Raw genomic sequence first — 20,440 nt, 5'->3', positions numbered from 1 at the left:
GGTGCCGACGAGGAGTGGGATTTTGCACCTACAGTGCATCTTGTTTCGGAGGCCGGGGCTGCCTAGCGTCTTCGGCATGGCTGCCTCCTGGACGTTCGCCGTGGCCCGTGCCGAGCTGAGCCGCACCACCCTGGTGGAGCGTGCCGTGCCCGCGCTGTCCGACGGCGAGGCGCTGTTGCGCGTGGACCGTGTCGGACTGACCGCGAACAACGTCACCTACGCGGTGCTCGGCGACTCGATGCGCTACTGGGAGTTCTTTCCACCCGAGCACCACGGGCTGGGAGGGCAGTGGGGGCTGCCGCCGGTGTGGGGCTTCGCCGAGGTGGTCGCCTCGACCGTCGCCGAGGTCGAGGTGGGGTGCCGGGTGTACGGCTACCTTCCGCCGGCAGGACACCTGGTGGTCCGGCCGGCGAGGGTGGACGCCACCGGGTTCCGGGACGCCAGCGCGCACCGGGCCGACCTGCCCTCGCCGTACAACGGGTACCGCTCGACGGTGAGTGACCCGGCGTACCAGGCCGACCAGGAGGACCTGCTGATCCTGTTCCGGCCGCTGTTCTTCACCTCCTTCATGCTGGCCGACCAGGTCGTCGACAACGACTGCTACGGCGCGACGTCGCTGGTCGTCTCGTCGGCGTCCAGCAAGACCGCGTACGCCGCCGCCGTCGAACTGCGCGGGCGCGGCCCACGTCTGGTCGGGCTCACCTCGCCCGGCAACGTCGAGTTCACCCGCGCGCTCGGCTGCTACGACGAGGTGCTGCCGTACGACGGGATCACCGCCCTCGACCCGGTGCCGACCGCGTACCTCGACCTGTCCGGTGCTCCCGCGACCCGGGCTGCCCTGCGGCGGCACCTGGGCGACCGGCTGGTGCGCGACATCGCGGTCGGCCTGACCAACCAGATCCCGAACGCCGACGCCGCCGGGGAGGTCTTCTTCGCCCCGGTGCAGATGCGCAAACGCCGCCTCGACTGGGGTCGCGACGGGCTCGACCGACGCTTCGCCGACGCCTGGCGGCGCTTCACGGAGGTGGCCGGCGGATGGGTCGACGTCCAGCTCGGCACCGGCCCGGCCGCGCTGGAGAGTGCCTGGCTCGACGTGCTCGCGGGCCGAACCCCGCCCCGGGTGGGGCGGGTCGTCCAGTTCTGAGCGGGGGGAGCGGGCACCCCGGCCGCATGGAGGATTGCCAGTGCATTACCCGGTGGTAACGATGTCGTGTCATGGACTCCGCCCTGACCCTGATCGGACTACCCGTCGCCCTCGGCATCATCATGCTCGGTCTGGGTCTCGGCCTGACCACCGGCGACTTCCGCCGGGTGGCCCGGCACCCGAAGGCCGCCGTAATCGCGCTGGGGTGCCAGGTGCTGCTGCTCCCGGCGCTCTGTTTCGGCCTGGTGCTCGCCTTCGACCTGCCGCCCGAACTGGCGGTCGGGATGATGCTGTTGGCCGCCTCGCCGGGCGGCACCACGGCCAACCTCTACAGTCACCTGTTCGGCGGCCACGTGGCGCTGAACATCACCCTCACCGCCATCAACTCGGTGCTGGCCGTGTTCACCCTGCCGATCGTGGTCAACCTGTCGGCGGCGTACTTCCTCGGCGACGCACGGAGCATCGGGTTGCAGTTCGACAAGGTGCTCCAGGTGTTCGCGATCGTGCTCGTCCCGGTCGTGGTCGGCATGCTGGTCCGGGCACGCTGGGCCCGGGTGGCCGAGCGGCTGGACCGTCCGGTCCGGGTGCTGTCCGTGGTGGTGCTGGTCGCGGTGATCGCCGGTGCGGTGCTCGGTGAGCGGGAGAACCTCGCCGACTACTTCGTCTCCGTCGGTCTGGCCGTACTCGCGTTCAACCTGCTCAGCCTCGGCATCGGGTACGGGGTGCCGAGGCTGGCCGGGGTCGAGCGCAGCGCCGCCAAGGCGGCCGGGTTCGAGATCGGCATCCACAACAGCACGTTGGCCATCACCGTCGCGCTCAGTCCGGCGCTGCTCGACAGCACCCGGATGGCGATTCCCGGCGCGGTCTACGGCATCGTCATGTTCTTCACGGCCGCCGCCTTCGGGTACCTGGTCAACCGGGTGGGCAGCGGACGCGACGCCGCGCCGGACGGTGCCGCCCGGACCTGAGCCGACGAGGCCGCGTGACAGAGGTACGACCGGTTCGCCGTCGGCGTTCCCTTGCTGTGCAACGATCGTTGGGCGTCATGCCGACCGTCCGGCTCCGTCGGCCTGACCGAGCAACGGTCACTGGCAGGCAGGCGGAACGGCGCCCCACCTCGTACCCCTTTGGAGAGCACGATGTCCCGCTCCCCGGCTCGGGTCCTCGCCGCGCTGAACGCGGTGCGACCGCCCGACCAGTCGTCTCCCGTCGTCGGCAAGGCGGTGGTGGTCGGCGGCAGCATCGCCGGGATGCTGGCCGCCCGGGTGCTGTCCGATCACGCCGAGAGCGTGGTGGTCGTCGACCGCGACGACCTGCACGCGACCGGCGGGCGACCGGGCGTACCACAGGGAACCCAGCTGCACGCCCTGTTGCCCGGCGGGTTCCTCCTGCTGGAGCAGCTGTTCCCCGGGTTCCGGGAGCAGGCCCTGGCGCAGGGGGCGGTGGAGGCTCCGCCCGCGGCCCGGCGGAACTACCTGGACGGCCGGCTGAAGGTCGTCGTGCCGGACGACGCGGACAGCCTGGCCGGCAGCCGGCCGCTGCTGGAGTCGTTGATCCGGCAGCAGGTGCTGCGACTGCCGAACGTCAAGACGGTCACCGCGCGGGCCACCGGCCTGGTCTTCGACGGCGACGTGACCAGCGGAGTGCGGTGCGACGTCGGCGGTGCGGCCGGTGTCGAGCACGCCGACCTGGTGGTGGACGCCATGGGGCGGTCCAGCCGGCTGTCCGACTGGCTGGCGGAGGCCGGCTGGCAGCGGCCGGCGCTGCGGCGGATGACGGTGGACCTCAACTACGCGACCGCCCTGTTCCGGCGCCACGAGGCGAACCCGGAGCACGCGGTGGTGCTGGCGCTGCACAGCCCGACGAGGTCGGTGGACGTGGCCGGTGCCGCCTTCTTCGCGATCGAGGACGGTCGGTGGATGGCCATGATGGCCGGCTACGGGGAGAACCGTCCCGGCCGTACCGCCGAGGATTTCGTCCGCCGGCTGCGGGAGCAGTTCCCGCCGGAGTTCGCGGTGGTCGCCGACAGCGAACTCCTCGGCGACGTGCAGACCTACCGGCACGCCGACAGCCGGCGCCGGGACTTCCACGCGCTGACCCGGCTGCCGGCGGCGCTGGTGAGCGTCGGTGACGCGGTCGCCTCGTTCAATCCGGTGTACGGCCAGGGCATCACCGCCGCCGCGCTGCACGCGGCCTGCCTGGCGAGTTACCTGCGGTCCCGCCCGGACCTCGGCCTGCCGGCCCGACACTTCTTCGCCCTCCAGAAGGTCGTGGTCGACGCCGCCTGGTCGATCTCCACCTCGGCCGACCTGGCGTTGCCGCACGTCGACGGCCCCTACCCACGCGGCTACCGGCTTTCCAGCTGGGTGAGCCGGCAGATCATCGCGGCGACCGTCACCGACGTGGCCACCGCCCGCCGGTTCAACGACGTCGTCTCGATGCGCAAACACCCGAGTTCCCTGGCCACCCCAACGGTGATCCTCAACGCCCTGCTGGCCAACCGCCGCGCCCGCTGATCTCCGCCACGTTCCCCGCGATCTTGCACTTCTGGCCCCCGCAAAAGCGGTGAAAACACGCATCTCGCCGACCGGAAGTGCAAGATCGCGAGGGTGGTGGCCGAGCAACTGTTGCACTCATTGCAATGTCAGCATATGTTTGCGGGTGGGACGGACGGAGGGAGTGCGGGGTGGGTGCCGGGCACGATCACGGGCGGCAGGTCGCCCGGGCGGGGGAGAAGCACCGCGGGCGGCTGTGGGCGGCCTTCGTCCTGCTGACGGTCTTCATGCTGGTGGAGGCGGTCGGTGCCTGGGTCAGTGGCTCGCTGGCCCTGCTGTCGGACGCCGGCCACATGTTCACCGACGTGCTGGGCATCGGCATGGCGCTCGCCGCGATCACCGCCGCGAGCCGGGCCTCCCGGGCGGGCCAGCGCACCTTCGGCCTGTACCGGATGGAGGTCCTGGCGGCGCTGGCCAACGCGGTGCTGCTCTCCGGGGTGGCCCTCTACGTGCTGGTGGCGGCGGTGCGGCGGCTCGACGAGCCGCCGGAGGTGCTGGTCGGCCCGATGCTCGTGGTGGCCGTCGGCGGGCTGGTCGCCAACGTGGCCGCCTTCCTGCTGCTGCGCGCCGGGTCGACGGAGAGCCTCAACGTGCGTGGCGCCTACCTGGAGGTCCTCGGTGACCTGCTCGCCTCGGTCGGCGTGCTGGTCGCGGCCGGGGTGATCGCGCTGACCGGCTGGTGGTACGCGGACCCGATCGTCGCCGTCGGGGTGGCGCTGTTCATCCTGCCGCGCACCTACCGCCTCGCCCGCGCCGCGCTGCGGGTGCTGGTGCAGGCCGCGCCCCCGCACCTGGACGTCGCCGAGGTACGCGACGGGCTGCGCGGGCTCGACGGCGTCGCCGACGTGCACGACCTGCACGTGTGGACGCTGACCTCGGGCATGGAGGTGGCCTCGGCACACCTCACCCTGGACACCGGAGCCGAGCTGACCCCGGTGCTGGCCGCCGCCCGCGAGCTGCTGCACGACCGCTTCACCATCGAGCACGCCACCCTGCAGGTCGAGCCACGCGACGCCGAAGGCGTCTGCGGCGGCGCCCACTGGTGAGTCGTCAGCGCAGCTGGACCACGTTGCCGGTGACCAGCCGCCCGCTCTCCCCGGCGAGGAAGGTGATCACGTCGGCGACCTCCTCGGGCTCGGCCACCCGCAGCAGGTGCGGGTCGTCGTCGACGGCGGCGCGTACCTCGTCGCTGACCCAGCCGGTGTCGGTGACCGGCGGGTGCACGGCATTGGCGGTGATACCGAACGGCGCGAGCTCGTGTGCCGCGGCCATCGTGTAGTTGACCAGGGCCGCCTTGGCGGCACCGTAGGAGACCTCCTCGGGGAAGCCGTCGTTGCCGCCCGACGTGAGGCTGATGACGCGCCCCCAGCCGCGCCGCGCGGCGACGTTGCGGCGGGCGAACTCGGCGATCAGCAGGGCGCCCGCGCGGGCGTCCACGGCGAACTGGGCGTCGAACGACTCGGCGCTCACCGGCCGCAGCGTGCGGCCGTGCCGGTCGACGGCGGTGGGCTTGAAGGTGTCCGCCAGCCAGCCACTGGCGTTGTTCACCAGGATGTCGACCGTGCCCAGCTCGCGCTCGGCGATGTCGAACAGCCGGGCCGGGACGGCCGGGTCCGCCAGGTCCGCCTCGACGGGAAGCACCCGGCCGCCGACGGCACGCACGCGCTCGACGACCTCGGTCGCGTCGCCGGCCCGGTTGCGCCGGTACGTGTCGGGGATGCCCGCATCCGGCGGGTCGTCCAACCGTAGATAGCTGACCAGCACTGCGGCGCCCGCCCGGGCCAGCGCGACGGCGGTGGCCGCGCCGATGCCGTGGTTGGCCCCGGTGACCAGGGCGACCCGGCCGGTCAGGTCGTTTGTCGGAAACACGTCTTCAACTCTCACGGTGCGGGTACGACCTCCTGTCCCAACGGCCAGATCGCCGCCGGGACGAGCTTGAAGTTGGCCACGCCGAACGGGATCCCGATGATGGTCAGGCAGAGGCTGACGCCGGCGACGATGTGCGAGAGCGCCAGCCACCAGCCGGCCAGCAGCACCCAGATGATGTTGGCCAGTCCCGAGGCCACCCCGACGCCGGGCTTGGGCACCAGGGTCCGGCCGAACGGCCACAGCGAGTACGACGCCAGCCGCAGCGACGCCACGCCGAACGGGATGGTGATGACGAGCACGAAGCAGATCAGGGCGGCGATACCGTAGCCGATCGCCAGCACCAGACCACCGCCGAAGATGAGCCAGAGCACGTTCAGCAGGAATCGGATCATGAGCCCATGATGACCGCCGCGCGCCACCGGCCACCCGGTGGGCGGCCGGTGGCGCGGGCCGGTCAGCCGGTGACCCCGGTGACGTTGCTGCCGGACCTGGTGACGCGGTAGGTCACCTGGGCACCGCTCCAGAAGTGGAAGGTGAGGGTGACCGGTGCGCCGTCGCGGACCTCGCCGAAGAAGGTGTCGGTCAACGTGATCCGGTTACCCGGGTAGTCGGGTGAGAAGGCCACGTCGAACTCCTTGAACGACGTCCAGTCGTGCGGGCCGGCGTTGCTGCCGTCGGCGTACCTCGCCTCCATGGTGGCGAGCTGGTCGCCGCGGAACTGGGTGGGGATGGCGAAGGCGGCGGTCGTGCCGGTGGCGTTGGACAGCACCGGCGTGTCGTAGGTGATCACGTCGATCCGCCAGGGCACGCCGGCCGAGAAGCGGGCCTGGAGGCTGGCGTTGACCCCGTACGCCCGGTTGCCGACCAGCCGGGTCAGCGCGCTGGCGGTGATGGTGAGCTGGTTGCCGGAGACCGTGTAGTCGGTGCCCTGCACCAGGTTGGTGCTGCCCTGGCGCAACCCGGAGAAGGTGGTGCCGTTCAGGTTGAGGGTCAACGACTTCGCGGTGACCGAGCCGGTACGCGGCACGTACACCTGGTCGGACGACGCGGTGCCGGAACGGGTCGTCCAGCTCGACCTGATCTGGGCCCACAGCTCCGGGTCCTTCCACTGGAAGGCGACCCGGTCGAAGTGCTGGCCGTTGTCCCAGAGCTGGGTGGTGATCCGCTTGGTCCGCGCGTAGTGGCCGAGGAACTCGAAGAACTTGAGCTTCTCACCCTGCTGGATGGTGCCGGTGTGCCGGTCGAAGCCGAGCAGCCCGTACTCGCCGATCACGACGGGGATGTTGCGGGTCACGAAGGCGTTGTGCACCCGGTCGAACGAGTCGGTCAGGTCCTGCTGGGTGGTGGCGTCGAAGCGGGTGCCGCCGGCCACGTTGACGCTGAACGGCCAGTAGCCGTAGAAGTGCACGGTGGCGATCAGGTTGCGGTCGTTGAGCTGGTTGATCGTCGTGGTCAGCTCGTTGATCCGGGCCTGCTCGGAGGAGGTGTGCAGGGTCGGCAGGACCAGCATCCGGGTGGCGTTGACGCCGCCGGAGGCGCGCACGATCCGGTGGAAGTTGACGTTCAGCTCGTGCAGCAGCTCCGCGTTCTGGGCGTCGCCGGAGCTGTTGGCGAACTGCGGCTCGTTGACGCTCTCGAAGTGCAGCCTCGGCGAGTGGTCCCGGAACGCGGCGGCGATCTGGGTCCACAGCGCGTTGTAGCGGTTGAGCACCGTGGTCCGGTTCGTCGGCATCTCGTGGATCCACTGCCACGAGTCGTGGTGCAGGTTGATCATCACGTAGAAGCCGTCGTCCAGGGCCCAGCCGACGACCTCCTTGACGCGGTTCAGCCAGGCCGCGTCGATGGTGTACGACGGGGCGGGGCCGTGGTGGTTGCTCCAGGTCACCGGGATGCGGATGCTGTTGAAGCCCTGTGCCCGGATGGCGTCGAGCTGTGCCTGGGTGACGCGCGGGTTGCCCCACGCGGTCTCGTCGGCACCGACCGCGTCGAAGGTGTTGCCGAGGTTCCAGCCGGGCTGCATCGCGGCCACGTAGGCCATCGGGTCGCCGGCCGGCGGCGGCGACGTGGGCGGCGGGGTCGTCGGCGGGGGCGTGCTCGGCGGCGGGGTGGTGGTCGGCGGCGGGGTGGTGCCGACGCTGCCGGTGCAGGTGACACCGTTGAGGGCGAACGTGGTCGGTGCCGTGTTGCTGCCGGACCACGACCCGTTGAAGCCGAACGACACGGTCTGGTTGGTGCCCAGCGCGGCGTTGTAGCCGACGTTGCTGGCGGTGACGTCGTTACCGGACGAGGTGACCGTGGCGTTCCAGGCCTGGGTGACCCGCTGCCCCGAGGGGAACGTCCAGGTCAGTCGCCAACCGTTGAGCGGATCGCCGAGGTTTGTCACCGCGACGTTCGCGGTGAACCCGCCCGGCCACTGGCTGGGGGCGGAGTACGCCACCCGGCATCCGGCCGCCGCGTGGGCGGTGCCGGCGGTGATCAGGCCGGCACCGGCGAGTAGTGCGGCGACGCCGCTGGCGACCAGGCCGAATCGCCATCGTGTCCTGCGTAGTGTGCCCTTCAGCCCAGCCATGACGCTCCTCGCGTGGTGATGGTGTCGACGGGGTGGCTGGCCGGGCGTCGCCGGTCCACCGGAAACATCCGGCCGGCTCGCACCATAAGTTGGGATCGTCAACTTTGTCAATTGACGTTCTGCGATTTAGTCTCCTTCTTTCCAGGTGGGGAGGGTGGCCCGATGAGCAACAGGGGTGGCCCGTCGTACCGGAGGGGTGGAAAGCCGACGTCCAGCGGATCGGTGGCGGCAGTCGGAGTCAGGCGGCACTGGTCCGGCAGGCAGCGAATGAGCGTGGCCTCGCGGGGTAGTCGGCGGCGTGGCGGTGGCGGAGGACGACCGGAGCTGGGCGCGTCGTGCCGGTGACCGGTTCGAGGCCGGGGTCGCCGAGACGGTCGGCAGCATCAGCCGGAAGATCAACTGGCGGGAGCGACGCCGGAGCCTGGAGCTGTACGCCATCCTCGCGGTGCAGGCCGGGGTGGCCGCCGCGCTCGCCTGGACGCTGGCGCACGAACTACTGGGTCACCCCTCGCCGGTGTTCGCCCCCAGCGCCGCCGTCGGTACGATCGCCGCCGCGATCGGCCGGCGGACCCGCCGCACCCTCGAACTGCTTGTCGGCGTGCTGGCCGGTCTGCTGGTGGGCGATGCCCTGATCATGGTCATCGGCACCGGCCCCTGGCAGATCGGCACCGTGGTCACCCTGGCCATCCTGCTCGCGTTGACCATGAGCCGGGGTGGCGCGGTGGTCACCCAGGCCGGCGGTACGGCGGTGCTGATCGCGACCCTCTCGCCGATCCAGCGGGGACTGGAGGTGCCGCGGGTGATCGACGCGGTCATCGGCGCGGTCTCCGCCGTGGTGGTGGTGGCCCTGCTGCCGGTCAACCCGGTGCGCATCATCCAACGGGCCGCCCGCCCCCTCTTTGCCGCACTGATCGAGCACCTGCACGACGCCGCGGACGGGATGTCCCGGGGCGACGCCGGGGCGGTGGCCCGGGCCCGGGACGGGCTGTACGGCCTGACCCCCCAACTGGCGTTGCTCAACGACGCTGTCTCCGGTGCACAGGAGGCGGTGGCGGTGTCGCCGGCCCGCTGGCACCGACGGGGCGAGTTCGAGCACTACCAACGCGGTACCCGCTACCTCGACCTGTCCGTCGGGGGCGGCCAGGAGATGCTGCGCCGGGCGGCCACCGCGGTGCGCGACGGCGAACCGATGCCGGCCGGGCTGTCGGCTGCGGTGCACTACTTCGGCGACGCCCTGGCGCTGTTGCAGGTCGAGGCGGAGAGTCGGCAGCGCACGACGCGCTCCGAGCAGTTGGTCCTCAGAGCGGTCGACCGGGCCGCCGAGGCGTACGACGAGGGGGTCGGCTTCTCCGGCAGCGTGGTGGTGGCCCAGATCCGCACCGTCGCCACCGACCTGCTGCGCAGCCTGGGCTGCCACGAGGAGGAGGCGGTCGAGGTGATCCGGCGACGCTTCGAGGCGCAGCGTCACGAACTGCGGAGTCAGGACGGGGAGGCGTCGCCCGCCGAGCGGAAGGCGGCGTGATCGGCCCCGGCCGGACTCAGAGCCGCCCGGCGACCGTCCGCGCCAGCTCGGTCAGCGGCTTGTCGTACTTCGCCGGGTCGTCGAGCCGGACCAGTCGGATGGCCACCCACACCCCGGCGGACTGGAAGAAGACCGCGCCGTCCTCCAGGTACGCCTCGTCCCCGATCCCGGACAGCGTCTCGAACTCGTGGTCGAGGTCACGGTCGACGTCGAGGATCTTCTTGGCTCCGTCGCCCACGTACACCTCCACCTGCGCCAACGGACCCGACGTCGGCCCGGTGTAGGTACAGGTCTCGCGGACCGGCACCGCATCCTCCAGGCGGGTGCCGGCCAGCTTCTCGGCGTCCTCCTTGGGCACCAGGGCACAGGCGTCGACCTGCGGTGCCTCGGTCGATGGCTCCGCCTCGGTCGCCTCGCTGGGCGGTGCCGGCTCGGCCACCTCGGTCGGTGGCGGTGGCGCGGCGGCAGGTTCGGCGCTGCCGCCGCAGGCGGTGAGAACGGCGACGGCAGCGGCCGCCGCGGCGAGCTTGAGGTACCTCACGGTCGTCTCCTCGGGGCGTGGTGTCACCGGGGCAGGGCGTCGAGCAGCCGGCGCAGCGCCTGCGCGTAGCCGTCGGGCTCCGCGCCGAGGCGCTCGAAGCTGCTCAGCGTCACGGTGAAGCTGCCGGCTCCGCCGACCAGCACCGCCTCGGCGCCGATGTCCTTGACCGCCAGGTAACCCTTACCGTCGCCGTCGAGGTCCGTCACCGTCTGGTAGCTCTGCTCGGCCTGCTGGCGCTGGTAGTCGTAGGTCGTCTCGCCGGCCAGCTGGGAGGCGGTCGTCACGGACAGCGCCGCCACTCCCTTGCCGTCGCCGAAGCTGCAGTTGCCGTCGTCGACCATCGACTGGCCGACCAGCTCGGAGACCTGGGCCGCGGTGAACGGGCAGGCCGGGGTCTGGTTGCCGGCACCGTCGGCGGGCAGGTCGAGGTCGGTCTCCGCTTCCGCGTCCGCGCCGGGGCCGGCCGCCGGTGGCGTGGGTTCGGCGCTGTCGCAGCCGGTCAGCGCGAGCGCGGCCACCAGCACCACGGGCAGGATCAGTCGACGCACGTGTTCGGTTCCCTTCTGACACCCGACCGCGACCGGGCCGGGCAGCTCGACATGGTGTGGGACCGCGCCGGTGGCGGAAGCCGGCCCTCCGGGCGGCAGGGTCTGCTGACGTGCCGGCCGGACGAGTCGGCCCGGCGGGAGTGACAGTTCGACGCTACGACCACCCGGCCGTGGATGAATCCGGCGTTTCCCTAGCCTTTGACCGCGCCGGCCGGCGCGCTGGCGGTGGCCGCCGGCCCGCGCGCCTGTTCGTCGGCTCCACCGACCCGCGCCAGCGCGGCACCCAGTTCCGCCCGACGGGAGATGCCCGGCTTGCGGTAGACCCGGGACAGGTTGGTCTCGACGGTCTTCGGGCTGACGAACAGTTCGTCGGCGATGGCCCGGCTGGTCCGTCCCTGCGCGGCGAGCCGGGCGACCCGCTCCTCGGTGGCGGTGAGGTCCGACGGTGCGGCGGCCGCCCGCCGAGCCTGGCGGCCTCGGCCCGGGCCCGCCCGCCGAACACCGTCGCGCCCAGCGCGTCGAACTCGGCCGCCGCGGCAGGCCAGTGCCTCCCTGGCCGGGCGCTTGCGGCGGGACCGGCGGTGCACCACGCCCTCGACCAGCAGACACCTCGCCCGGTCCAGCGGCAGCACCTCCGGCGGCACGGCGGACCGCGCGGCAGCGAGTTCGTCCAGGGCGGCCGACGGGTCGGCGCCGCTGGCGCTGTCCAGCAGGGCCCGGCTGCGCGCCAGGCCCAGCCGCGTCCAGGGCGTGGCAACCGCCGGTGCCGCTCCGCCAGCCGGGCCAGGGCAACCCGTGCCGTGACGAGGTCACCGGCGCCCACGCAGGCCTCGATCCAGTCGGGCTCGAAGCGCTGTGCCAGCGGCTCGGCCAGACCCATCCGGTCGACCGTCGCGGCGAGTCGACCGTATCCGGCCGCGGCGTCGGCCATCCGGCCGGCGCAGAGCGCCACGAACGCGCCCAGTTGCAGGTGGATCCGCCGACACCAGTCGTCGTCGAGCCGCTCGCCCAGTCGCAGCCCCGCCTCGGCCACCCGCTGCGCCACGTCGAGCCGGCCGCGCAACGCGTCGAGCAGCCCGGCCAGCCAGATCTCCGCGGTCGCCTCGGTGCCCAGCAGCTCGCCGAGTTCCCGGGCCGCCGCGATGTGCCGTTCGGCGGTCGACCACCGCCCGGCGAGCAGCTCCGTCTCGCCGAGGTGTTTGAGCAGGTCGTACTGCGAGGGCTCGTCGCACCGGGCTGCCGCCAGGTCGAGCATCCGGCCCAGCCGTCGTCGGGCCCGCGCCGGATCGTCGATCGACTTCCACCAGATCGCCGGGATCGTGCCGGCGAGCCATGACGGCTCCGGCCCCTCCATCTCCAGCGCCCGGTCGAGCAGTTCGACGCGGGGCGGTTCGCCGGCGCGTACCTCGTTGAAGAACAGGTGCAGCAGCGCCGCGGCGAGCAGCGTGCGGTCCCCACCGGCACCGGTGAGCAGGGCGATGGCGGCCTCGGCGTGGGCCCGCGCCGGATCCGGCAGGTCGACGAAGAGCGCCAGGTGGGCGTGGATCCGGCCGGCCAGCGGGGCGTCCGGACTGGTCGCGGCCAGCGCCCGCCCGGCTGCCTCGACCGCCGTACCGCCGGACTCGTCGGCACTCCACGCGACCACCGCGCGCAGCAGCAGCGCCTCCGCCCGGACGTCGCCGCCAAACCCTTCGGCCACCGCCTCGCGGCGATCCGTGCCCCGGGATGGTCGCCGCATCCGAAGCGGCACCGGGCCGCCGCCAACAGCCGCTGGCCACGATCGGCCTCGTCGTCGGTGGGGTGAGCCGCGCCGCGGCTCGTACAGGTTCGCGGCGGCCTCCGGCGCACCCCGCGCGTACTGGCGGGCGGCAGCCGCGGCGAGGGCGTCGGCGACCACCGGATCCGGCGCGGTGGTGCACAGGGCCAGGTGCCGGACCCGTTCGTCCGGATCGGTGACCACCTCGGCCAGCCTGCGGTGCAGGCCGCGCCGGACGCCGGGCGGATGCCGGCGCGGACCGCGGCGGCGTAGACCGGATGGGTGAACTCCACCCGCGCGGCCCCGACCACGAGCAACCCGGCCTCCTCCGCGGCGTCGAACGCGGCAGGGGAGACCCCCGCCGCGGCCAGGTCCCGAAGCAGAGGTACGCCCAGCAGGGCCGCCAGCCGTACGGCATCGCGACAGCCGGCCGGCAGCCGGGCCAGCACCTCGCCGAGGAGCTGGTGCATCGAGGAGGCCACCGGCAGGTCCTGTGCCGGTTCCGGTGGCTGCGGCAGGCGCTGTACCGCGCGGGTCACCTCGATGGCGACGAGTGGATTGCCGGCGGCCTCCCGGGCGATCCGGGCCAGCAGCGAACGACTCAGGACGGCACCGACCCGCTCCCGCAGGAGGTGGTGCAGGGCGCCCACGCCCAGCGGCGCCAGGGTCAGCCGGGTCAGTCGGCCGGGACCGGCGTCGAGCCCGAGTGGCGCGATCCGCAGCGCCGCGCTGTTGTCGGTGCGGCAGCTGACCAGGATGGACAGCCCGGGCCCGACCCGGCGAAGCGCGAACCGCAGTGCTCGTTCGCTCGGCCGGTCCAGCCACGGCGCGTCGTCCACGGCGACCAGCACCGGCCGGCCGGCGGCGAGGGCCGCCTCCAGCAGCGAGCGGGTGGCGGCGCCGACCGCCCGCTCGTCGATGGTCTCGTCGCTGTCCCGCAGGAGCAGCACCACCTCGGCCGCGACCCGCTGTGGGCGGGGCAGCGCCGCCACCAGGTCCGCCAGTGGGCGGAGCAGGTCGGCGAGGGCGGCGAAGGGTAGCTCGGTCTCGCACTCGGTCGGGGCGCAGCTCAGCACCGACCAGCCGGCCCGGTTCGCCTCGGTGACCAGTTCCCGTAGCACCGTCGTCTTGCCGATGCCGGCCGGGCCCTCCAACAGCACCGAGCCCGGCTCGCGCAGTGCGCGCCAGGACTGATCGAACACCCCGTCGCGGCCGACGAGCGTACCCCGCATGGTGCGATTCTGGCATCGATGCGGTGGGGCGGCCATCATGCGGACGGTGGCCCGCCCCGCGGCGGTCGGTCAGCACGGACGTCAGGCGTGCAGGGTGCGACTGGGCGGGAATCCGTAGGTGGCGTGGTAGCGCGCGGTGAACCGGCTGTGGCTGAGGAATCCCCACCGCGAGGCGATCGCCGAGACGGTTTCCTGCCGCGGGTCGGCCTGTAGCAGTTCGCGATGGGCACGGTCGAGCCGGACCCGGCGCAGGTGCGCCATCGGGGTGGTGCCGAGATGTCGGCGGAACGCCAGTTGCAGGGTCCGCAGCGAGACCTGGGCCGCGGCGGCGATGTCGGCCGCACCGATGTCACGGTCGGCGTACTCCTCGATGAACGCCGTCGCCCGGCGCAGCGCGGTGGTGGTGGCGGCCCGCTGGTCGGCGGCGGGAGACCAGCCCACGCTGGTGTGCGGGAAGACCGCCAGGGCCGACGCGGCCAGCATCCGGGCCGCGTTGGCGATCACCAGGGGCTCGCGGTACGCGTATGGATTGCCCAGCACGACATGGTGCAGATAGCTCGTGGTGTGTCGCCACAGACCGGCCAGGGCCGGGGAGGCGGGGATCAGCCCGGTGAACCGGATCCTGCTCGCCCGGCCGGCGGAGGCGATGCCGGTCACCCGGTCCAGGACGGAGGGACTCAGCAGGCAGGCGGTGATCCTGCCCGGCAGCCAGCGCAGTGAGCAGGCCAGGTCGGGCAGGGTGGCCAGGAAGACGTCACCCGGCCCGAACCGACCGTGCGTACCGGCACCGGAGCGGTCGACGCGTCCGCTGACGACTTCGCAGATCACCAACGCGTGGGCTGGCTCGACATCGATGTCGAGCTGCGTGGACTGGTCCACCGTCTCCCACCAGAACGAGCCCGCGTCGACCCGGTGGTGGCGGAACCGGAACCGGGCGTCGACGGCCGCGCGGATGGCCACTCTGGAGTGGTAGGCGCGGGCCAGGAAGTCGTGGATCGTCTCCGGGTCGCCGCTGTCGAACCGGTGGGTGGTCGGCACCTTCGTCTTCAATACGTCTCCATCGACCTGGACGGAGGGCGCTTCGGCACGCCGGGATGGCACCCGACGGACGTGGTGGATCCGGAGAGCGGTAGGACATGCGGAGCCAGGATTCCCATCGATGGTATCCACAAAGGAAGGAGTCCCATGAAGTTTTCGCGGCGCATCCGTCGCGCCGGTGGATCTCGCTCGTTGTCGATGTCAGGGGAGTTTTCGTTTTTGGGCTAGTCGGTGCGGTCCGGCTTGCGCGAACCGGGCTAGCCAGCAACCGTCCGTGGCCGTGATCATGCGAAGGGTGTCGAACAAGGGCAATTGTTCGCCTAACGGATAGGGGTGGGGGCGTTGGAGACCAAGGATCCGACTGACATCGTCCGACTGGCGACGGCTGAGGCACTCCGGCGGGTCGCCGGGGAGGCGGACCTTGCCGGCATCGTGGGAACCCGCCTGTCCGACCTGGGTGGCGGCCTGCGGGACGTGCTGCGCTGCGCCCTGGTGGCGCAGCGGGTGGCGGCACCGACGCGGCTGATCGCGCTCTGTCGCGATCTAGCGCTCGGGCCGGACGCCTTCGATCTGCTGGGTCACCACCTGCTGGGTGCCGTGGTCGGCTATCGCCCGGGGCCGGACGCGCTGGTCCGGGTCGGCGGGGCGCTCGGACTGGCCCGTCGGGAACTGTTCACCGATCGGCATCCCGCGTCGGGCGGTCCACACCGGTTGCCGACCCGGGTCGGCCGACGCAACAGTGCCGCCGTGCGCTACCGCTCCGCCAAGCCACCGGAGCACCTGCCCTCGCCGCCGAGTTGGACCTGCACCGGCTGCGGGCAGGAGTGGCCGTGCGCGGTCAAGCAGAGTCAACTGCTCGCGGAGTTCGGCGGGGCCCGCGCCGCGCTCGCGGTCTACCTGGGCTCCTGTCTGCTCGCCGCCGCCCGCGACCTGCCCGGGCTGCCGCTGGCCCGGGCCCGCAACCGCTTCCTCGGCTGGCTGCCACGCCGGCCGTTCTGACCGGCCCGGCGGCCGTACGCCGCGCCCGGCGGTCCCCGGCTCGCGTGAGCCCGTGACCACCGGGTGCGGCGGTGTCACCGGTCGGCGTCCCAGCCGACCCGATATCGAGCGAACCTCGCCGGGTGCGGGGGAAGGTCCCTTCTGAAGAGCGAAGAGAGACTCGACCAACCAGACCTTTCGTCGTTTCCACCGGTGGTACCGGGGTGGCAACCAGGTCGGACCGTGAAGTGTCCGCCACCAGACGGTCGGGGACGCCGAGCCACTCTTGTCGCCGCTCCGGACCGGATCTAGCATCGTCGATAATTCCTCCGGGGGAAATTTCGGTCGAGCGCTGTTTCCGTTGCCGTGTCAATCGAGAAGTGGATGGCTCATGCCTTCGATGCTCGAAATTGCCATGCATCTTTTTCTGCAGATGGCCGTGATTCTGGCCGTCTATCGACTGATCTGGCCGCTGTTTCGCAGGTTGGGGCAGGTGCAGGTGGTGGCCATCATGGTCGCCGGTTTCCTGCTGGGCCCGTCGCTGTTCGGGCTGTTGTGGCCGGCGGCGCAACAATGGATGTTCCCCCTGACATTGCAGGTCGGCGGCGAGGCCATACCGCACCCCTCGCTGACCGCCATTTATGTCATCGGGCAACTCGGTCTCGTCGTTTACATGTTTCTGGTCGGTTGCTCGTTCGATCTGGGTATTCTCCGTGGGCACGTCCGGCAGGCCGGGGCCACCGCCTCGGCCGGGCTCGGCGTGCCGCTGCTGCTCGGTGGCGTGCTCGGCTGGTGGCTGACCGTCCACAGTGACGAGTACTTCAGCGCCGGGGTGGCGCCCTGGCAGGGCGCCCTGTTCATCGCCTCGGCCATCGCCATCACCGCGTTCCCCATGCTGGCGTGGATCGTCTACGACTCGGGCCTGCTGCGCACCCGGCTCGGTACGATGGCCCTGGCCTGCGCGGCCTCCGACGACGCCTGCGCCTGGGTGCTCCTGGCGATCGTGGTGGCCACGGCCGCCGGCGGGATCGGCGGCGGTGTGGTGGCCCTCGGTGGTGGGCTGGCGTTCCTGCTGTTCATGATCTTCGTGGGTCGGCCGCTGCTGCGCCGACTGGAGGACTGGGCCGAGCGCCGACGTGCCGTCGGCGAGACGGCGGCACTGCCGGTGGGGCCGCTGACCGTCACGCTGACGGTGGTGCTCCTCGCCGCCTGGTTCACCGACTTCGTCGGCATCTACTCGGTCTTCGGTGCCTTCGTCGCGGGTGCGGTCATGCCGCGGGGTCGCTTCGTCGACGCGCTCCGGGAACGGGCCGAGCCGCTCGCCGCGTACCTGCTGCTACCGGCCTTCTTCATCTACTCCGGGCTGAACACCAAGCTCAGCCTCATCTTCGAGCCGTCCGTGCTGCTGGTGGCCGCCGTGGTAATGGCGGCCTCCTTCCTGGGCAAGTTCGGTGCCGTCGGGCTCGCGGCCCGGTGGCAGGGCATGACCTGGCGGGAGGCCGGGTCGATGGGCGCACTGGCCAACGCCCGAGGGCTGATGGAGCTGATCCTGCTCAACATCGGGCTCTCCGCCGGCCTGGTGAGCCAACAGCTCTACACGGTGCTGGCGATCATGGCCATCGTGACCACCTTCGCCGCGACTCCGTTGCATCGGATGTTCGAGCGGGGCGCACGGCGCAGGGGCCTCGTCTACGGCCCCTCCGGGCTGGTGCCGGATCCGACCGCGCGGGAACCGGAACTGGCAACCAGCCGGTCCTGACGCGGCGGGCCGCCCACCCCGGGGTTCGGGGTGGGCGGCCCGTTGTCGGTCGCGCTCAGTTCGCCGCGGGTTCCGGCGCCCGGTCGGCCGCGGTCGCGCCCGGCGTCGGCGGTTCCTCAGCCTCAAACTGCTGGTTCCCGCCCTGACCGGCGAACCAGTCGATGCCACCCGGCCCACCGGCCGCCACCGCGGCCGCCGCGCGAGCCACCGGATCGACCACGGGGCGTGCGCCCTGCTCCGGCTGTGGGTGCCCCGGTCGGCCGGGACCACGCCGTTGCGCTCCCGACCCGCCGGGTCGGTGGCGTCGGTGACGGTACGTTGTGGATCCGACCCGGCCCGCTCGGCGCTGCCCTCGGCTTCGGTGGCCACGTCCTCGGTCTGACCACCGGCCGCCGAGGTCACCTCGCCACCGCCCGCCGCGGCGGCGTCGCCAGCGGTTCGGGACACCCCGAGTCGGGCGGCCACCATCGGGTACTCGGCGGTCTCGCCGCCACCGGCCGCCGCGGCCATCACCGCCGCGGCCGCCAGATCGGCGACCCGCTTGGCCTCCCGCTGCACCCGGGCCCGGGTCTCCTTGGCGTGCCGCTCGGCGGCCTCGGCCGCCCGGCGCACCTCGTCCAGCCGCTGGCGCTCCGCCACGAGTTCGTGGCTGGTCTCCTCCAGCAACTGCCGCAGCCGGGTCAGCTCGGTCTCGGTGGCGTCCTTGGTGCGGCGGGCGGCGTCGAGTTGCTGCTCGGCGTCGTCCAACTGCTCGTGCAGCTGGGCCAGTGCCTGACGCTGCTCCCCGACCTCGAGCTGGACGGCGTGCAGCTGTTCCTCGGCCGCCGCGGCCTGCTCGTCGCTGAGTTTGCGTACCTCGGCCGCCTGCTCGTCGGCGCGCTTGCGGATCTCCGCGGAGTACTGCTGGGCGTCGGCGATCATCGAGCTGACCCGCTGCTCGGCGGCGGACCGCTGCGCGGCCAACTCGCGCTCGACGGCCGCCCGCTGCTCGGCCAGGTCCTCCTCGGCCGTGGCCCGCCGCTCGGCCAGCTCCTCCTCGACCGTGGCCCGCCACTGCGCCAGCTCCTGCTGGCTCTTCGACCGGGCCGCCTGGATCTCCTGGTGGATCTGGGTACGCGCCGAGGTGGTGAGCGCCTCCGCCGCCGAGCGGGCCTGCTCGACCTGCTGGCGGCACTGCTCGCCGATCCGCTGCGCCTCCTGTTGCGCACGCTCGTGTGCGGCCTCCCCGTCGGCGCGCAGCTTGTCGGCCCGCTCTCGGCTCTCGGCCAGCTCCGCGTCGGCGGCCGCCCGCAACTCCTCGTACGTCTTCTCGTGCTCGGCCCGCCGGCCGGCCAGCTCTTCCTCAAGGTCGGCAAGCGCCTTGACGGTGCGTTCCCGCGCGTTGGCGAGCGTCTTCTCCGCCTCCGCCTGGAGTTTGGTGGCCCGCTGGCTGTGCGTCTCGATGATCGCCGCGGCCTGCTTCTCGGCCAGGTCCAGGATCTGGCCGACCATCGGGCCGACGTCCTGGAAGGTGGCCTTGTCCACTTGCGCCGGTCGCTGCCGCAGCTCGGCCATCTCGCCCTGCACCGCCTGAAGCTTCCCGGTCAGCTCCCGCAACTGGGCGGTGGCCCGGTCCCGTTCCGCCGAGACCGCGGCGAGCCGGCCGTCGATCTGCTCGACGTAGCGTTCCACCTGCCGTTTGTCGTACCCACGCAGGGCGACCTCGAAGTTCGGCCGCGAGGCCAGGTCGTCGCGGACTGCGAACGGCTCCTCGCCGATGGACATGCCCCATCCTCCGTAGGATCGAAGAGCGCCACGCCGGCGGGCCGGCGGCGGATGACGCGCAACGTTACCGCTGCTCCGACTGCTCTGTCGTCCCACCCCGGTACGGATTTCGGGCCGCCTGACGGGTGGCCCGGCATCGGCGTCCCGGCCCGATCGCAGGTGGCGGCTCGTCACGGCGTGCGCCACCAGGGCTGGCCAGCGAGGTGGCTCGGCGCATCGACGGCGGTCCAGCAACGCCGAGTGACGGTCGAGGTTCAGAAGGGTGAGACGGACCCACGTCTTGACAGGTACTTAGGTTAGGTTAGCCTAACCACATGTCGAGCGGACTGATGTCGAACGACGCCGAGCAGAGTCTACGCGGTGTCGACCTGTGCCTGGGCTACCACGGCACGACGGTGGTGCACGGCGCGGCGATCGCCCTGCGCCCCGGAACGGTGACCGCTCTGGTCGGCCCCAACGGCAGTGGCAAGTCCACCCTGTTGCGGGCACTGGCCCGGCTGCATCCGCTCGACCGCGGCAGCGTGCTCTTCGCCGACGGCATCGCCGCCGCTGGCCTGCCCGCCAAGGAGTACGCCCGCCGGGTCACCCTGCTCGCCCAGAGCAGGCCGGTCCCCAACGGCGTCACCGTCCGCGACGTCGTCGGCTACGGCCGCCACCCCTACCGGGGCCGGTGGCGCGCGGACGACCCGGACGGCCCGGCCGCCATCGCCCGCGCCATGGAGGTCACCGGCGTCAGCGCGATGGCCGGTCGGCCGGTGGACGAACTCTCCGGTGGCGAGTTGCAGCGGGTCTGGCTGGCCACCTGTCTGGCCCAGGACACCCCGGTGCTGCTGCTCGACGAGCCCACCACCTTCCTTGATCTGCGGTATCAGGTCGGGATTCTCGACCTGATGCGTGACCTCGCCGACGACCACGGCGTCGCGGTCGGCGTCGTGCTGCACGACCTCAACCAGGCCGCCGCGGTGGCCGACGAGGTGGTCCTGCTGCACGGTGGCCGGGTCCGCGCCACCGGCACCCCGGCCGAGGTATTCACCGAACCGGATCTGACCGAGACCTACGGCATCCGGATCGAGGTCAGCACCGACCCGCTCAGCGGGCTGGTGACGGCCCGCCCAGTGGGCCGACACCTGGCCCGAGTCCCGGTCTGAGCACAGACCGGTCACGA

At 72.2% G+C, this 20,440-nt stretch carries 17 protein-coding genes and 2 pseudogenes; 10 read left to right on the top strand and 9 right to left on the bottom strand.

What is annotated here, in order from left to right:
- Positions 1-76 precede the first annotated feature (76 nt).
- The 4 genes from ENC19_RS01815 (at position 77) to ENC19_RS01800 (ending at position 4,745) form a co-directional block, all read left to right on the top strand.
- Positions 77-1,144 (top strand): DUF2855 family protein, encoded by a 1,068-nt coding sequence (locus tag ENC19_RS01815; protein ID WP_164445397.1) that lies wholly within the window; start codon positions 77-79, stop codon positions 1,142-1,144.
- A gap of 71 nt (positions 1,145-1,215) precedes the next feature.
- Entirely contained in the window at positions 1,216-2,112 is an 897-nt protein-coding gene (locus ENC19_RS01810) for a bile acid:sodium symporter family protein (protein ID WP_164445396.1), read from the top strand.
- Positions 2,113-2,283: 171 nt separating this feature from the next.
- Positions 2,284-3,660, top strand: coding sequence for an FAD-dependent oxidoreductase (locus ENC19_RS01805; protein WP_164445395.1), 1,377 nt, complete (start codon positions 2,284-2,286; stop codon positions 3,658-3,660).
- Positions 3,661-3,830: 170 nt separating this feature from the next.
- A complete protein-coding gene (locus ENC19_RS01800) occupies positions 3,831-4,745 on the top strand; it encodes a cation diffusion facilitator family transporter (protein ID WP_164445394.1) in 915 nt (304 codons plus the stop codon).
- Between the two features lie 4 nt (positions 4,746-4,749).
- Here ENC19_RS01800 and ENC19_RS01795 read toward each other — a convergent pair whose 3' ends face one another.
- From ENC19_RS01795 to ENC19_RS01785, 3 genes are all read right to left on the bottom strand, one after another.
- Positions 4,750-5,568: an SDR family NAD(P)-dependent oxidoreductase gene (locus ENC19_RS01795; protein ID WP_208020791.1), complete on the bottom strand. Its 819-nt coding sequence runs from the start codon at positions 5,566-5,568 to the stop codon at positions 4,750-4,752.
- Between the two features lie 11 nt (positions 5,569-5,579).
- On the bottom strand, positions 5,580-5,960 hold the full coding sequence (locus ENC19_RS01790) for a YccF domain-containing protein (RefSeq protein WP_099851924.1): 381 nt from the start codon (positions 5,958-5,960) through the stop codon (positions 5,580-5,582).
- Positions 5,961-6,022: 62 nt separating this feature from the next.
- A complete protein-coding gene (locus ENC19_RS01785; RefSeq protein WP_164445393.1) occupies positions 6,023-8,137 on the bottom strand; it encodes a cellulase family glycosylhydrolase in 2,115 nt (704 codons plus the stop codon).
- 304 nt (positions 8,138-8,441) lie between these two features.
- Between ENC19_RS01785 and ENC19_RS01780 the strand changes: the two genes are divergently transcribed.
- Positions 8,442-9,659 carry an FUSC family protein gene (locus ENC19_RS01780; RefSeq protein WP_164445392.1) on the top strand — a complete coding sequence of 406 codons (1,218 nt, stop codon included), beginning with the start codon at positions 8,442-8,444 and terminating at the stop codon, positions 9,657-9,659.
- A gap of 16 nt (positions 9,660-9,675) precedes the next feature.
- Here the strand turns inward: ENC19_RS01780 and ENC19_RS01775 are convergent, their stop codons facing one another.
- The 3 genes from ENC19_RS01775 to ENC19_RS29785 form a co-directional block, all read right to left on the bottom strand.
- A complete protein-coding gene (locus ENC19_RS01775; protein WP_164445391.1) occupies positions 9,676-10,200 on the bottom strand; it encodes a DUF3558 domain-containing protein in 525 nt (174 codons plus the stop codon).
- Between the two features lie 23 nt (positions 10,201-10,223).
- On the bottom strand, positions 10,224-10,748 hold the full coding sequence (locus ENC19_RS01770; protein ID WP_309246134.1) for a hypothetical protein: 525 nt from the start codon (positions 10,746-10,748) through the stop codon (positions 10,224-10,226).
- A 191-nt stretch (positions 10,749-10,939) separates the two neighbouring features.
- Complete coding sequence (locus tag ENC19_RS29785; protein ID WP_328824148.1) at positions 10,940-11,335, bottom strand: response regulator transcription factor; 396 nt, start codon at positions 11,333-11,335, stop codon at positions 10,940-10,942.
- A gap of 176 nt (positions 11,336-11,511) precedes the next feature.
- Here ENC19_RS29785 and ENC19_RS29780 point away from each other — a divergent pair, with 176 nt between their 5' ends.
- Both ENC19_RS29780 and ENC19_RS29775 read left to right on the top strand, forming a co-directional pair.
- Positions 11,512-12,084 carry a hypothetical protein gene (locus ENC19_RS29780; protein WP_235944354.1) on the top strand — a complete coding sequence of 191 codons (573 nt, stop codon included), beginning with the start codon at positions 11,512-11,514 and terminating at the stop codon, positions 12,082-12,084.
- Positions 12,085-12,168: 84 nt separating this feature from the next.
- Positions 12,169-12,552, top strand: a complete 384-nt coding sequence (locus tag ENC19_RS29775) for a hypothetical protein (RefSeq protein ID WP_235944353.1) — start codon at positions 12,169-12,171, stop codon at positions 12,550-12,552.
- Positions 12,553-13,316: 764 nt separating this feature from the next.
- Here the strand turns inward: ENC19_RS29775 and ENC19_RS29770 are convergent.
- Together ENC19_RS29770 and ENC19_RS01760 are read right to left on the bottom strand one after the other, a co-directional pair.
- Positions 13,317-13,736, bottom strand: a pseudogene (locus ENC19_RS29770) (ATP-binding protein); the annotation flags it as partial.
- An 81-nt stretch (positions 13,737-13,817) separates the two neighbouring features.
- The gene (locus ENC19_RS01760) at positions 13,818-14,786 is read right to left on the bottom strand and encodes a helix-turn-helix transcriptional regulator (RefSeq protein ID WP_164445390.1); all 969 of its coding nucleotides are present in this window, start codon (positions 14,784-14,786) and stop codon (positions 13,818-13,820) included.
- Between the two features lie 321 nt (positions 14,787-15,107).
- Here ENC19_RS01760 and ENC19_RS29765 point away from each other — a divergent pair, with 321 nt between their 5' ends.
- A complete protein-coding gene (locus ENC19_RS29765) occupies positions 15,108-15,773 on the top strand; it encodes a hypothetical protein (protein ID WP_235944352.1) in 666 nt (221 codons plus the stop codon).
- Positions 15,774-16,185: 412 nt separating this feature from the next.
- Positions 16,186-17,511: a cation:proton antiporter gene (locus ENC19_RS01750; RefSeq protein WP_208020790.1), complete on the top strand. Its 1,326-nt coding sequence runs from the start codon at positions 16,186-16,188 to the stop codon at positions 17,509-17,511.
- A 288-nt stretch (positions 17,512-17,799) separates the two neighbouring features.
- On the opposite strand, the pseudogene ENC19_RS31645 reads toward ENC19_RS01750, so the two are convergent.
- Positions 17,800-19,275, bottom strand: a pseudogene (locus ENC19_RS31645) (hypothetical protein); the annotation flags it as partial.
- Positions 19,276-19,589: 314 nt separating this feature from the next.
- Between ENC19_RS31645 and ENC19_RS01745 the strand changes: the two are divergent.
- Positions 19,590-20,423 carry an ABC transporter ATP-binding protein gene (locus ENC19_RS01745; RefSeq protein ID WP_164445388.1) on the top strand — a complete coding sequence of 278 codons (834 nt, stop codon included), beginning with the start codon at positions 19,590-19,592 and terminating at the stop codon, positions 20,421-20,423.
- The last annotated feature ends 17 nt before the right edge of the window (positions 20,424-20,440 follow it).

The organism is Verrucosispora sioxanthis (genome assembly GCF_010560025.1).
GTDB classification, from domain to species: Bacteria; Actinomycetota; Actinomycetes; order Mycobacteriales; family Micromonosporaceae; genus Micromonospora; species Micromonospora palythoicola.
This window is presented reverse-complemented; position numbering and strand designations above follow the sequence as displayed.

Excerpts from the sequence above, each read along its gene's own strand:
- ENC19_RS01810 (WP_164445396.1), top strand. The coding sequence starts at position 1,216 with ATGGACTCCGCCCTGACCCTGATCGGACTACCCGTCGCCCTCGGCATC.
- ENC19_RS01815 (WP_164445397.1), top strand. The coding sequence starts at position 77 with ATGGCTGCCTCCTGGACGTTCGCCGTGGCCCGTGCCGAGCTGAGCCGC.
- ENC19_RS01790 (WP_099851924.1), bottom strand. The coding sequence starts at position 5,960 with ATGATCCGATTCCTGCTGAACGTGCTCTGGCTCATCTTCGGCGGTGGT.
- ENC19_RS01750 (WP_208020790.1), top strand. The coding sequence starts at position 16,186 with ATGGCCGTGATTCTGGCCGTCTATCGACTGATCTGGCCGCTGTTTCGC.
- ENC19_RS01805 (WP_164445395.1), top strand. The coding sequence starts at position 2,284 with ATGTCCCGCTCCCCGGCTCGGGTCCTCGCCGCGCTGAACGCGGTGCGA.
- ENC19_RS01745 (WP_164445388.1), top strand. The coding sequence starts at position 19,590 with ATGTCGAGCGGACTGATGTCGAACGACGCCGAGCAGAGTCTACGCGGT.
- ENC19_RS01785 (WP_164445393.1), bottom strand. The coding sequence starts at position 8,137 with ATGGCTGGGCTGAAGGGCACACTACGCAGGACACGATGGCGATTCGGC.